Here is a 12,775-nt window from a genome sequence, read left to right as displayed (position 1 = left end):
CTGCGAGCCACGTGATGAACGACCGTCGCACCTTCTTAAAACAGGCCGGCCTGCTGGCTGCCGCCTTGCCACTGACAGGCCCCGGCCCGCTGCTGGCAGCTGCCCACGCAGCGCCTGACCCAGCGGCCAGTGGCACCGACTGGGCTGCATTTCGCGGCCTGTTCGAGCTGGACCCTGGGTATGCCCACTTCGCCAACTTTTTGATCACCTCGCACCCACGCCCGGTACGCGATGCCATCGAGGCACTGCGCGCCCGCTTCGACCATCACCCGGCCCGCCTGGTCGACTGGGACAGCCAGTCGGAGTGGAAGCACGAAGCCGCCGTACGTGAATGGGCGGCCCGCTACCTTGAGGTCACACCCCGCCAGATTGCCTTGACCGGCAGCACCACCGAAGGCCTCGGGCTGATCTACGGCGGGCTGAAAATCGCGCCGGGCCAGGAAATCCTCACCACCGTGCATGAGCATTCGGCGGCGCGCCATACCATGGGTTTTCGCACCACGCGCGACGGCACCCCAGTGCGCCGCTTGCGCTTGTTCGACGCCCCCGCCAAGGTCAGCAGCGACCAGGTATTGTCCACCATCGCTGCCGCCATCGGGCCGCAGACACGGGTGCTGGGCATGACCTGGGTGCACTCGGGCAGTGGCGTGAAACTGCCGGTGGGCGAGATCGGCGCACTGGTCCGCGAGGCCAATCGCCGGCGTGACGAGCAGGACCGGATCATCTACGTGATCGACGGTGTACATGGATTTGGCGTCGAAGACATGCGCTTCGCCGATCTCAACTGCGATTACTTCATTGCCGGCACCCACAAGTGGATGTTCGGGCCACGCGGTACCGGGATTATTTGCGCGGCGTCCACCGGGCTTGAGCAGCTGACCCCGACCATTGCCAGCTTTTCCGAGAACGAAGACTTTGCCACGGTGATGACGCCGGGTGGTTACCATGCATTCGAGCATCGCTGGGCGTTGGGCAAGGCGTTCGAACTGCATCTGCAACTGGGCAAGGCCGCTGTGCAGACGCGAATCCACGGGCTAAACGACTACCTCAGGCAACGGCTTGAGGCACTGCCGGGTATCGAACTGGTGACTCCGCGCAGCGCACGCTATTCGGCAGGGTTCACCTTCTTCAGGGTCAACGGACAGGATGCCGACGAGATCGCCCGGCATCTCAACAGCCAGCGCATCGTGGTCGATGCCGTTTCACGGGATGTGGGGCCGGTGGTACGGACGGCGCCGGGGTTGTTGAATACCGAGGCCGAGATCGAGCGGTTGGTAAATGTGTTGGGTCGACGCGTTCACGGGTGACGCCCTGGGGGCGCAACGCGCGCCCCGGCATTCTCGAGTCAGCCCTGCGCCCCGATCCTCTGCAACCACGCCCCGACATCCCGATAAATGTCCCCCACCTGCCCCACGATCCCCGACATGCGCAAAAAGTCATGGGTCAGGCCTTCCACCCGCGCGAAGCGCACCGGCGTGCCGCCCGCCAGCAGCCAGTCCCGATAAGCGATCCCTTCATCGTGCAACGGGTCGTACTCGGCCACGAACAGATACGCCGGCGCCAGCGCTTGCCGCAACGTCGAGCGCAACGGCGACACCCGCCAGTCCAGGCGTTGCTCGGGCTGCGGCACATAGTGCTGGTAGAACCACTCCAGGGTGGGCGTCTCCAGCAGGTAGCCCTCGGCATGCTGGCGATGCGAATCACGCTGGCAGGCCATATCGGTCACCGGATAGAACAGCAGCTGCGCCAGCGGCTTGAATGCCAGTGCCTCGGGTTGCTCGACTGCCATGATGGCCATGACCGCTGCCAGGCTAGCCCCCACACTGTCCCCTGCCAGCACTATCCGGTGCTTGTCCAGTCCCAGCGCCGTTGCCTGTTCAGCCAGCCAGTTGGCGGTGTCCAGTACATCGTGCAGCGCCACCGGAAACGGCTGCTGCGGTGCCAATCGGTAGTCCGCGGCCAGTACCGCGAACTCGCCTAGGGCAGCCAGACGGCGGCACACCGAATCATGCGAGTCGAGGCTGCCGACCACGTAGCCACCTCCGTGCAGGTACAGGATCACCGGCCGCAAGGCGGCAGCGGCCTGGCCCTGGCAGTACAAGCGGGCAGCCAGGTGGGCACCGTCGCGTGCGCTGACCTGCAGCTCGCTGACCATGACGTGGCCCGGCGGGCTGGGGTCGAGCACCCGCGAGCTGCTTTCGAACTCGGCACGGGCCTGGGCCACGTCCATCGCGTGCATGGGCAGGCTCCTGCCCGTCAGCCGGCCGAACTCGACCAGTTCCAGAAATGCCGCCAGATCAGGGTGCAGTGCCATATGGGTTCCTTGGTGGACAATGTGACTCGGGCTCCCCTACGGACGTAGCCGCACACCGAAAAATTACCCGCCCATACGGCTAAATCACTGGCTCAGGCACTCGTCATCCTTGCACAACGAAAAACCGCAGAGGCATACCGTGGACCTTCAGAGCATCCTCAGCAAACTGTTCGCCAACGCCCATGCCGTCGGTATCGAGGGCGTGTTCCAGTTCGTCTTTGGCCAGGACCAGGCGTTCTGGTCGGAGGTACGCGACAGCAGCCGCACCGGTAGCGGCCGGCACAGCGCGCCGGACGTCACCATTGAAGTGGCCGAGCGCGATTTCCTCGGCATCATGGGCGGCACAGCCAACGTCGAGGAGCTGTTCGCCAGCGCGCGCCTGAAGATCAGCGGCAACATGGGCCTGGCCACCCTGCTGCCGCAAATCATCAGCAACGCCCGCCGTGGGGTGACGACGACCAAGGCGGCGATGAACCAGCGCTACCCGACGCCGGCACGCTTCAGCGAACGGGTTTCGGCCGCCCAACCGGTGCAGCGCGAAGTGGCCCGCATCGCCCGCGCCGACATGCCCCTGGCGCGCTTCCACAACGATTATCTGGTGCATGGCATTCCGCTGGTGATCAGCGATGCTCTGCAGGACTGGCCGCTGTTCACCATGGGCCGTGAGGCCTCGCTGGTGCATTTTGCCGAACTGCAGGGCATTACCCGCCACGGCGACTACGTGAAGAAGACGTTCTCCACCGACCGCGACTTCCGCTCCACCTCCATGGCCGATTTCATCGCCTCGCTGGACACCCCGGCCAGGCCCGGCGAAACCCCGGCCTACATGGGCAACAACATCGTGCCGGAAAAGCTGCTGAGGCTGATCCGCTACCCGCAGTATTTCGCCCATGACAAGTTCATCGCGCCGCGCATCTGGATCGGCCCCAAGGGCACCCTGACACCGTTGCACCGCGACGATACCGACAACCTGTTTGCCCAGGTCTGGGGGCAGAAGTCGTTCATTCTAGCCGCGCCGCACCATCGCCCGGCGCTGGGCACCTGGTCGACCAGCCCCAAGGGCGGCCTGGACGGCTGCGATTTCAACCCCGACGCGCCGGATTACCAACGCTTCCCGGCGGCGCGCGAGGTGCCGTTCCTGCGTGTGCTGCTGCAAGCCGGTGACCTGCTGTTCCTGCCCGAGGGCTGGTTCCATCAGGTGGAGTCGGTATCTACCTCGTTGTCGGTGAACTTCTGGGTAGATTCCGGGCGCGGTTGGTAGCCAGGATTGCCGGGGGCGTCCTGCGCCCCCGGCACGATTCAAACAGAAGCAACCAGCGCCTCGGCAAAGCGCTGTGCCACTTCATCGATCTGCTCACCGCTGATGATCAACGGCGGCAGGAAACGCACCACCGCGCCATGCCGCCCGCCCAGCTCCAGGATCAGCCCGCGCTTGAGGCACTCGCGCTGCACCTTGGCCGCCAGCTCACGGTTGGCCTGCGGCTGGCCCAGGGCATCGCGCTGCCCTTGGCCGCCTACCAGTTCCACCCCGATCATCAACCCGCGCCCGCGGATGTCGCCCAGTTCCGGATAATCCCGCTGCAACTGCTGCAGGTGCTGGCGCAGGCGCTGGCCCATGGCCTCGGCATGCTCGGCCAGGCGCTGTTCGACCAGGTAACCGATCACCGCCGAGCCCGCCGCCATGGCCATCTGGTTGCCACGGAAGGTGCCGGCGTGGGCACCCGGCTTCCACGTGTCCAGCCAGTCGCGGTACACCACCACCGCCAAGGGCAGGCTGCCACCGATGGCTTTGGACAGGGTGACCACATCCGGCACGATGCCGGCGTGCTCGAAGGCGAACATGCGCCCGGTGCGGGCAAAGCCGCTCTGGATCTCGTCGACGATCAGCGCCACGCCAGCCTGCTCGGTGATCCGGCGCACGCCCCGGAGCCACTCGACATCGGCCGGGATGACCCCGCCCTCGCCCTGTACCACCTCGAGGATCACCGCGGCGGGCAGGGGCACGCCGCTTTCCGGGTCGAGCAACAGGTTTTCCAGGTAATGCAGGTTGGCCTTGACCCCGGCTGCGCCGCCCAGACCGAACGGGCAGCGGTAGTCATAGGGGTACGGCATGAACTGCACGCCGTTGCCAAGCAAGGCGCCCAGTGGCTGCTTCGGCCCATGGCTGCCCATCAGGCTCAGCGCGCCCTGGCTCATGCCGTGGTAGGCGCCCTGGAAGGCCAGCACGGTGCTCCGGCCGGTGGCACTGCGCACCAGTTTCAGCGCCGCTTCCACCGCATCGGTGCCGGTCGGCCCGCAGAACTGCACCTTGGCCTCACGACGCAGTGCCTCGGGCAAGACACCGAACAGGTCCTGGACAAAGCGGTCCTTGACCGGCGTGGCCAGGTCCAGGGTATGCAGGGGCAGCTCATCGGCCAGTACTCGCTGGATCGCCTCGACCACCACCGGATGGTTATGGCCCAGCGCCAGGGTCCCGGCACCGGCCAGGCAATCGATGAACTGGCGGCCTTCGACGTCTTCTACATGAATGCCACTGGCGCGCTTGAGCGCCAGCGGGATGCGCCGCGGGTAGCTGCGGGCATTGGACTCCTGTTGCTGCTGACGCTGCAGCAAGGGTGAATCGGTGAACTCGTACAAGGCACGCGGCGCGCTGGCCGGCGGGACTTGGGCAACGCAGGAAGCAGTGGACATGGGTGATTCCTCGCAAGCAAGCGAAAGTGCGGGTGTTCGTCGCTTGGAAAACGCTTGAGTGCTGGGAGGATTTAGCAATTGCTGCGGGATTTTTGAAAGCAGGCCCGGCCTCTTCGCGGGGTAAACCCGCTCCCACAGGATTGGCACAGATCTCAGGGTTGATGCAGTACCTGTGGGAGCGGGTTTACCCGCGAAGAGGCCGGCACAGGCAATAAAAATCAATGCCCCGAACGGGCCGGCACCTGCAGCAAAACCCGCAGTCCATCACTGCGGCTGTCGAACTTCAGGCTACCGGCACAACGCTGCACGATCGCCTGCACGATCGCCAGGCCCAACCCGCAACCACCACTTTGGCCATTACGCCAGAAGCGTTCGGTCAAGTGCTCCAAGTCTGCCTCGGCAATTCCCGGCCCATGGTCGCGCACCATGAAGCCAACCTGCCCGTCGCTCATCTGCACCTCCAGCTCCACCGCCTCGTCGCCCCCGTGGCGCAAGGCGTTGTCCAGCAGGTTGCGCAGCGCCGCCACTGCCAGCGGTGCAGGCATGCCCAGATAGACCTGAGTAGCTTCTTCCGGTAGACGCAAGACGATACGCCGGTTGTCGCCGCCGCCAGCGTCCTGGACCGCCTGCCGGGCTACCTGTTCGGCGCTGCACTGCACGCCATCCTCGAACGACAGGCTGCCTTCCACCCGCGCCAGCATCAGCAACTGCTCCAGCGTGCGGTGCATGCGGTCAGTGCCTTGCTCGGCATGCGCCAACGCCTGCTCGCGCACCGCCCCGTCGGTCATGCGGGCTACCTGCAGGTGGGTCTTGATCGCCGTCAGCGGGCTGCGCAGTTCATGCGCGGCATCGTCGGTCAGGCGCCGCTCACGCTCGAGCGTCTGGGCGATGCGCAGGAACAGCTGGTTCTGGGTGTCCAGCAACGGCTGCAGTTCACTGGGCAGGCCCGCCACCTGCAGCGGCTCGACACTGTCCGCGCGCCGGCGGCGCAGCGCGTCGCGCATGCGGTTGAGCGGCTCCAGGCCCTTGCCCAGGCCGATCCACAACAGCCCCAGGCTGCCAAGCAGGGCCATCAGCACCGGTGCCGAGGCCGCCAGCAGGATCGACTGGTTCAGCGCCTCGCGCTCCAGGTGCCGGTCGGCGGTGGTGATACGCACATCGCCATGGTTGTAGGTGAAGGTGCGCCACAGCGCGTCGTCGATGGTCTGGTCACGGAAACCACTGCGCTCGTCGTCCATGGCGCCATCGTGCTTGTGGTTGCTGGCAAGGATCTCGCCACGCAACGAGCTGACCTGGCAGGCCATGCCGTCCGGCACGCTGAACTGGTCGGCAGAGAAATGCGCCTCCTCGCCCTTGGCGGTCAACGGTTGCGGCAGCTGGTCGATGAGCCCGGCGACCATACGCGCCGAGGCCACCAGGCGCTGGTCGAGGGAGAACATCATCTGCTGGCGCAGGTCGCGCAGCATCCACGCGGCAGCCAGCACCCAGATGATCACGAAGGCGCTGCCCAGGATCAGGCTCAGGCGTACCCGCAGGCTCATGATGCGGCCTCTTCCGGCGCCTGCGCCGGGCCCAGGCGGTAGCCCAGGCCGCGCACGGTCTCGACAATGCCATTGCCCAACTTGCGCCGCAGGTGGTGGATATGCACGTTGAGGGCGTTGCTTTCCACTTCGTCGCTGAAGCCGTACACGCAATCCTTGAGCTGTTCGCTGGACAGCACCCGGCCGCGGTTCTGCAACAGCGCCTGGAGCAGCGCCTGTTCACGGCGCGACAGGTCGACCGGCTGCCCGCCAAGGGTAGCCGAGCAGGTACTCGGGTCGTAGCGCAGCGGGCCGTGCTCGATCACGTTCACCGCACGCCCGGCCATGCGTCGCAGCAGGGTGTGCAGGCGTGCAGCCAGTTCGCGCAGGTCGAAGGGCTTGAGCAGGTAATCGTCGGCCCCGGCCTGCAGGCCATCGACCCGGTCGGTGACCGCGTCCCGCGCGGTGAGCACCAGCACCGGCAGCGTCTCGCCCTGCTGGCGCAAACGGCGCAGCAGCTTGAGGCCGTCTTCGTCAGGCAGGCCGAGGTCGAGGATCATCACGTCGAACTGCGCCGCCTGCAGCATCGCCCGCGCAGCGGCGGCGTTGGCCACCCGGTCCACGGTCAGGCCCTGGGCGGTAAGGCCGGCGCAGATGCCGGCGGCGATCAGGTCGTCGTCCTCGCAGAGCAGAACGTGCATGGTTGGGCTCCCGGAGTGATGTGGCTGACAGTGCACCTTGGGCGGATTAAGGCGGGATTATGAACCCTTTCCGAAGGGGTGAGGATGCCGCGTTGTGGCAAACGCTTCGGGCCTACATCACACCCTGCGGCGTATCCACATCCAGCAACACCCCGGCATCCTCCACCTCAACCACCGTACAGCAGCCTTGATGCGCCCGCACCACCGCCCGCGCTCCTTCATCCCCGCTCAACCGCGCCAACGCCGGCCAGAAATCACGCCCGAAGATCACCGGGTGCCCGTACTGCCCTGCATGGCGCGGCAACACGATGGTCGAAGCGCTGGCCGCATCGGCCAGCCGATACAAGGTTGCCGGTTCGATCCAAGGCATATCACCGAGCAGAATGGCCACCGCCTGCGCCTGGCTGTCGCGCAACGAGCCGGCACCGGCAGCCAGGCTGTGCCCCATGCCGGCGGCAGCCTCGGGGCTGGCGACGATGCGGCAATCTCCAGGCAGGCCGAAATCCTCGCCCCGCTCGCCTGCGCGTAACACCACGCGAACGTCAGCGAAGGCTGCCCGGGCCCGCTCCACGCTATGCGCCAGCAGGCTGCGACCATCGGCCAGGGCCACCCGGCGCTTGTCGGCGCCAAAACGCCTGGCGCTGCCTGCCGCCAGCACCAGCGCGACCACACTCACAACCGCACCTGGCGTCTGGGCGACGAAGCCGCGGCGGCCATCGCAGCGCGCTCGGACGTTTCGCTGGCTATTGTCTCAGGCATGGGCAACTCGTAATGGCCGGATCATGCTGCAATGCAACCATTGCCGTGTCGGCATGGCAAGCGCGGTTGATGGTGTCGCGCCGGGGTACGCACCGCCGCTTGCAGAAACAAAGGGTTAACCCTGGGTTAATCGACCCACGCCAGCATGGCCCCATTCCTCGATCTGCCAAGGCGAAGACATGCGCATCCTCCTGCTGTTCCTGACATTGCTGCTGGCCGGCCCGTTGCAGGCCAACCCGTTCGACGTCAAACCTGACTTCCTGCCAGTCGACCAAGCCTTCGTGCTGACCCACGACCGCCAGGCCGACGGCCAGATGCGCCTGTACTTCCAGATCAAGCCGGGCTACTACCTGTACCAGAAACGCCTGAAGTTCGACGGCCTGCCCGTCGACCAACACCCGCAGCTGCCACCGGCCCTCAACCACCACGATGAGTTCTTTGGCGACAGTGCGGTGTACCGCGACCAGCTCGAACTGCTGCTGCCCGCCAGCGCCCAGGGCCAGCTGCGCCTGGGCTGGCAGGGCTGTGCCGATGCCGGCCTGTGCTACCCGCCGCAAACCACGCTGATCGACCTGGGTGGCAGCGTGACGCCGGCAGCCGGGCAAGCCAGTGACCAGGCCCTGGCCAGCGACCTGCAACAGGGCCTCCTGGCCTGGAGCCTGCTGGCGTTCTTCGGCCTTGGCCTGTTGCTGGCCTTTACCCCCTGCTCGTTGCCGATGCTGCCGATCCTCGCCGGGCTGGTGCTGGGCAATGGTGCCAATGCCCGACGCGGCTGGGTGCTGGCCGGGGTCTATGTGTTGAGCATGGCGCTGGTGTACGCCGCCCTGGGCGTGGTCGCCGCGCTGCTGGGTGCCAGCTTGCAGGCCTGGCTGCAGCAACCCTGGCTGCTGGGCAGCCTGGCGGCGCTGTTCGTGCTCCTGGCCTTGCCCATGTTCGGCGCCTTCGAACTGCAACTGCCCGCCGCCCTGCGCGACCGCCTGGACCGCGCCGGGCGCGGCACGCAGGGCGGCAACCTGTATGGCGCGGCCCTGCTCGGCGCGCTGTCCGGGTTGCTGATGGGCCCGTGCATGACCGCGCCATTGGCGGGTGCGCTGCTGTACATCGCGCAGAGCGGCGATGTGTTGCAGGGGGCGCTGGTGCTGTTCAGCCTTGGCCTGGGCATGGGCGTGCCGCTGTTGCTGCTGGTGACCTTGGGCAACCGCTACCTGCCGCGCCCGGGTGCCTGGATGAACCGGGTCAAGGGCGTGTTCGGCTTCGTCTTCCTGGGCATGGCGCTGTACACCGTGCGCGGCCTGCTGCCCGCCGCACTGCTGCTGGCCCTCAGCGGCGGCCTGCTGATCACGCTGGCCTGGGCCGCCTGGCCGGCCCTGCAGCGGCAGCCGGCGTTGCGCGCCATTCCGCTACTAGGCGCCCTCTGGGGTGGCCTGCTGCTGGTGGGCGCGGCGGCCGGCGGCGACGACCTCTGGCAGCCGCTGCGCCCGTTCACCGGCGGTGCTGCGCCGGCCGCCGGCCAGCACGCCGAAGCCACCTTGGTCACCGTCAGCCGCCCCGAAGACCTGCAACGCGAACTGGATGCAGCCAAGGCGCGTGGCCAGTGGGTGATGCTCGACTACTATGCCGACTGGTGCGTGTCGTGCAAGGTCATGGAAAAACAGGTGTTCGCCCGCAGCGACGTCCAGGCCGCCCTGGCCGGCGTGCACCTGCTGCGCCTGGACGTGACCGCCGACTCCCCTGCCAGCCAGGCCCTGCTGCAGCGCTACCAGGTACCCGGCCCACCCAGCATCATCTGGATCGGCCCGGAAGGCGACGAACGCCGCGCACGGCGCCTCACCGGTGAAGTGGATGCGGCCGCGTTCCTGCAACACTGGACCCAGACCAGGAGCCAAGGCTGATGCTGACCGTAACCCTCGGGCCACTGACCATGGCCCTCAACCACCTGCTGATGCTCAGCGCGCTGGTGATCGCCAGCGTGGTCGGCTGGTGGGTCGCCCGGCGTGGCGGCGAAAGCCCGGAATCGGCGCTGTTCAACCTGTTCCTGATCGGCCTGTTGTGTGCACGCGCCGGCTTCGTGCTGGCCTACTGGCCGATGTACCAGGACGACCTGCTGCAGATCATCGACATCCGTGATGGTGGCTTCCTGTTCTGGTCAGGCCTTGCCGGTATCGTGCTCGGTGCCTTGTGGCAGGGCTGGCGCCACCCCGGCCTGCGTCGCCCGCTGGGCTGGGCGCTGTTCAGCGGCGCGCTGTTCTGGAGCCTGGCCAGCCTCGCCGGGCACTTGTACAGCAAAGGCACCGAGCTGCCCGAACTGAGCCTGCGCAATGCCGCCGGGCAATCCGTGGCACTGCACGGCTACCGTGGCCAGCCACTGGTGATCAACCTCTGGGCCACCTGGTGCCCACCCTGTCGGCGCGAGATGCCGGTGCTGCAACAGGCGCAAGGCGACTACCCGCATGTGACCTTCCTGTTCGTCAACCAGGGCGAGACCCCGGAAAATGTCAGCACCTTCCTCGCCACCACCGGCCTGAGCCTGACCCATGTGCTGTTCGACGGTGCCGGCCTGCTGGCCCAGCGCGTCGGTTCCATGGCCCTGCCCACCACCCTGTTCTATGACGCCGACGGGCGGCTGATCGGCAGCCACCTCGGCGAGCTGTCCCGGGCCAGCCTGCGCCACGCCCTGGAGCCTTTCGACCGGGCCGCCGCGCCCGCCCCTGCCGCACAAGGAAACTGACATGCGACTGACTGCACTGCTGCCCCTGTCCCTGGCCCTTCTGGCTGCCCCGGCCTTGCAGGCCGAAGAGCTGCCCAAGGCGATTCAGCAACTGCAAGCCAAGGGCGCCGAGATCAAAGGCAGCTTCGACGCCCCCAACGGCCTGCGCGGGTATGCCGCCGAGTACCAGAACAATGGCCTGGCGCTGTACCTCACCCCCGATGGCAAGCATGTGCTGGTGGGCAGCCTGTTCGACGAACAGGGCAAGGACCTGAGCGCCGAGCCGCTGAAACAGCTGGTGTATGCACCGATGAGCAAAGCCCTCTGGGCAAAGATGGAAAAAACCGCGTGGATTGCCGATGGCAAGGATGATGCGCCACGCAAGGTCTACCTGTTCAGCGACCCCAACTGCCCGTACTGCAACATGTTCTGGGAACAGGCGCGGCCGTGGGTAGAGTCGGGCAAGGTGCAGTTGCGCCATATCATGGTCGGCATCATTCGCGAGGACAGCCCGGGCAAGTCGGCGGCGCTGCTGACGGCGAAAGACCCGGCCAAGGCGCTGCACGAGCACGAGAAGGCCGGCAAGGCGAGCACGCTGAAGCCGCTAGACGAGGTGCCTGAGGCGGTGCAGCAGAAACTGGCGGCGAACATGGCATTGATGGAAGAAATGGGGCTGCAGGCAACCCCGGCGATCTTCTATCAGGATGAGCAGGGCAACCTGCAGAACCAGCAAGGCGCGCCACGGCCGGAGTTACTTGGGAAGATTCTCGGCAAGCGCTGAAAGGTACGGTGCCCGCACCGGCCTCTTCGCGGGCAAGCCCGCGAAGCAGGCGACGCGGAGGATGGCACCGGCTGCGCCGGTGTTCGCGGCTGAAGCCGCGCCCACAGGGTAGTGTCAACGCGAAGCCAGCGCAGTCCCACAGGTGTAGTGTCAACTCGAAGCCTGCGCAGTACCTGTGGGAGCGGCCTTGTGCCGCGAAGCAGGCGACGCAGTGGATGGCACCGGCTTCGCCCATGTTCGCGGGGCAAGCCCGCTCCCACAGGAATAGGACATTTGAGCAAGACAGTTACTCCCACAAGGGGCGGTGCCGACCTCACCTGCCAGGTCACAACCCCTCCAGCTCGGCCATCAGGTCACTGAGCCGGTCGGCCTTGTGGTCATCCAGCACACTGCCCTGCAGGCCCTGCACATATTCGGCCAGCTCCGCCACCGTGCTGCACTCGAACATCGCCCGCAACGGCACGTTCAGTTGCAGCTGCTTCTGCACCCGCGAGGCGATCTGCGTGGCCAGCAGCGAATGCCCGCCCAGCTCGAAGAAGTTGTCGTGCATCCCCACCCGCTCGACCTTGAGCACATCGGCCCAGAGACCCGCAAATAGCTCGTCCAGCCCAATGTGTGGCGCCTGGTAGGCCTCGCTGTGCTGGCGGTCGATGTCGATGGCCAATAGGGCCATCTGTAGCACCTCTACAAAGTGGCGTGTCCGCTGGACCACGATCATTTTTACATTCCGAAACACTAACCTGCACGTCGAAAACGATAAACATCTTTTTGCACCACCCATCGCAAAAAGAACACTCACTACTGAAACACACACTAATCCTATGTAAAACACAAACCAGCCCTACTTCAAAACCGGACATTTCTTACACTTAGAACCACTCGAGTAATTTTCATAAGAGATGCCATTCAGACAAATCTTACAAAACCAGTCACAACTCAAACAGTCAGCTAGCAGTCCGAACAGCGAAGCACCCCCGGTATATTTGACGCATATGAAATATAAGCCTAAACCCACAGAACCCCGGCGTTCGGGGCAACTGAGGAGATTTCAATGGACACTCAATTTGGCATCAACTTGATGGATCTGACCTCCGACAATAACTGCGATATGGAGGCCGAGTTCTTTGGCGGTTCAGGAGGAGCAGGTGGATGCGGCGGTAGTGGCGGCTGTGGTGGCGGTGGCGGATGCAACGGCGGAAGCGGCGGCTGCGGCGGAAGTGGTGGCAACGCTATCACCCAGGTAGAGCGAGAGGTCTGATTCATAACTACACGCGGGCATCTGCGTTAGCCAACGCTGGTGCC

Annotated in this window: 11 protein-coding genes and 1 pseudogene; 6 read left to right on the top strand and 6 right to left on the bottom strand. The window is 65.8% G+C overall.

The features are described 5' to 3' along the window. The first annotated feature begins 14 nt into the window (after nucleotides 1-14). Entirely contained in the window at nucleotides 15-1,307 is a 1,293-nt protein-coding gene (pvdN, locus tag QSV36_RS25590) for a pyoverdine-tailoring periplasmic protein PvdN (RefSeq protein ID WP_289135890.1), read from the top strand. A 38-nt stretch (nucleotides 1,308-1,345) separates the two neighbouring features. On the opposite strand, the gene QSV36_RS25585 is transcribed toward pvdN, so the two are convergent. After that, nucleotides 1,346-2,314 (bottom strand): alpha/beta hydrolase, encoded by a 969-nt coding sequence (locus QSV36_RS25585; RefSeq protein WP_289135888.1) that lies wholly within the window; start codon nucleotides 2,312-2,314, stop codon nucleotides 1,346-1,348. 139 nt (nucleotides 2,315-2,453) lie between these two features. Here QSV36_RS25585 and QSV36_RS25580 point away from each other — a divergent pair, with 139 nt between their 5' ends. Next, nucleotides 2,454-3,575 carry a cupin-like domain-containing protein gene (locus tag QSV36_RS25580; protein WP_289135886.1) on the top strand — a complete coding sequence of 374 codons (1,122 nt, stop codon included), beginning with the start codon at nucleotides 2,454-2,456 and terminating at the stop codon, nucleotides 3,573-3,575. A gap of 38 nt (nucleotides 3,576-3,613) precedes the next feature. On the opposite strand, the gene QSV36_RS25575 is transcribed toward QSV36_RS25580, so the two are convergent. From QSV36_RS25575 to QSV36_RS25560, 4 genes are all read right to left on the bottom strand, one after another. Beyond that, nucleotides 3,614-5,005 (bottom strand): aspartate aminotransferase family protein, encoded by a 1,392-nt coding sequence (locus QSV36_RS25575; RefSeq protein WP_289135884.1) that lies wholly within the window; start codon nucleotides 5,003-5,005, stop codon nucleotides 3,614-3,616. A gap of 218 nt (nucleotides 5,006-5,223) precedes the next feature. Further along, on the bottom strand, nucleotides 5,224-6,546 hold the full coding sequence (locus QSV36_RS25570) for an ATP-binding protein (RefSeq protein WP_289135882.1): 1,323 nt from the start codon (nucleotides 6,544-6,546) through the stop codon (nucleotides 5,224-5,226). Next, nucleotides 6,543-7,226: a response regulator gene (locus QSV36_RS25565; RefSeq protein ID WP_289135880.1), complete on the bottom strand. Its 684-nt coding sequence runs from the start codon at nucleotides 7,224-7,226 to the stop codon at nucleotides 6,543-6,545. Before QSV36_RS25565 ends, QSV36_RS25570 begins: the two co-directional genes overlap by 4 nt. A gap of 112 nt (nucleotides 7,227-7,338) precedes the next feature. After that, a complete protein-coding gene (locus QSV36_RS25560; RefSeq protein ID WP_289135878.1) occupies nucleotides 7,339-7,902 on the bottom strand; it encodes a nucleotidyltransferase family protein in 564 nt (187 codons plus the stop codon). Nucleotides 7,903-8,164: 262 nt separating this feature from the next. Between QSV36_RS25560 and dsbD the strand changes: the two genes are divergently transcribed. The 3 genes from dsbD to dsbG are packed head-to-tail and all read left to right on the top strand — an operon-like array spanning nucleotide 8,165 to nucleotide 11,473. Next, nucleotides 8,165-9,877 carry a protein-disulfide reductase DsbD gene (dsbD, locus tag QSV36_RS25555; RefSeq protein ID WP_289135877.1) on the top strand — a complete coding sequence of 571 codons (1,713 nt, stop codon included), beginning with the start codon at nucleotides 8,165-8,167 and terminating at the stop codon, nucleotides 9,875-9,877. Further along, nucleotides 9,877-10,713 carry a TlpA disulfide reductase family protein gene (locus QSV36_RS25550; protein WP_289135876.1) on the top strand — a complete coding sequence of 279 codons (837 nt, stop codon included), beginning with the start codon at nucleotides 9,877-9,879 and terminating at the stop codon, nucleotides 10,711-10,713. Before dsbD ends, QSV36_RS25550 begins: the two co-directional genes overlap by 1 nt. Nucleotide 10,714: 1 nt before the next feature. Beyond that, the gene (dsbG, locus tag QSV36_RS25545; RefSeq protein WP_289135874.1) at nucleotides 10,715-11,473 is read left to right on the top strand and encodes a thiol:disulfide interchange protein DsbG; all 759 of its coding nucleotides are present in this window, start codon (nucleotides 10,715-10,717) and stop codon (nucleotides 11,471-11,473) included. 325 nt (nucleotides 11,474-11,798) lie between these two features. Here dsbG and QSV36_RS25540 read toward each other — a convergent pair. Next, a pseudogene (locus tag QSV36_RS25540) lies at nucleotides 11,799-12,143 on the bottom strand (phosphopantetheine-binding protein); the annotation flags it as partial. 381 nt (nucleotides 12,144-12,524) lie between these two features. On the opposite strand from QSV36_RS25540, the gene QSV36_RS25535 reads away from it, so the two are divergent. After that, nucleotides 12,525-12,731 (top strand): hypothetical protein, encoded by a 207-nt coding sequence (locus tag QSV36_RS25535; RefSeq protein ID WP_289135872.1) that lies wholly within the window; start codon nucleotides 12,525-12,527, stop codon nucleotides 12,729-12,731. Nucleotides 12,732-12,775 lie beyond the last annotated feature (44 nt).

The sequence above is a fragment of the Pseudomonas sp. BCRC 81390 genome, from assembly GCF_030341915.1.
Taxonomy (GTDB): domain Bacteria; phylum Pseudomonadota; class Gammaproteobacteria; order Pseudomonadales; family Pseudomonadaceae; genus Aquipseudomonas.
This window is presented reverse-complemented; position numbering and strand designations above follow the sequence as displayed.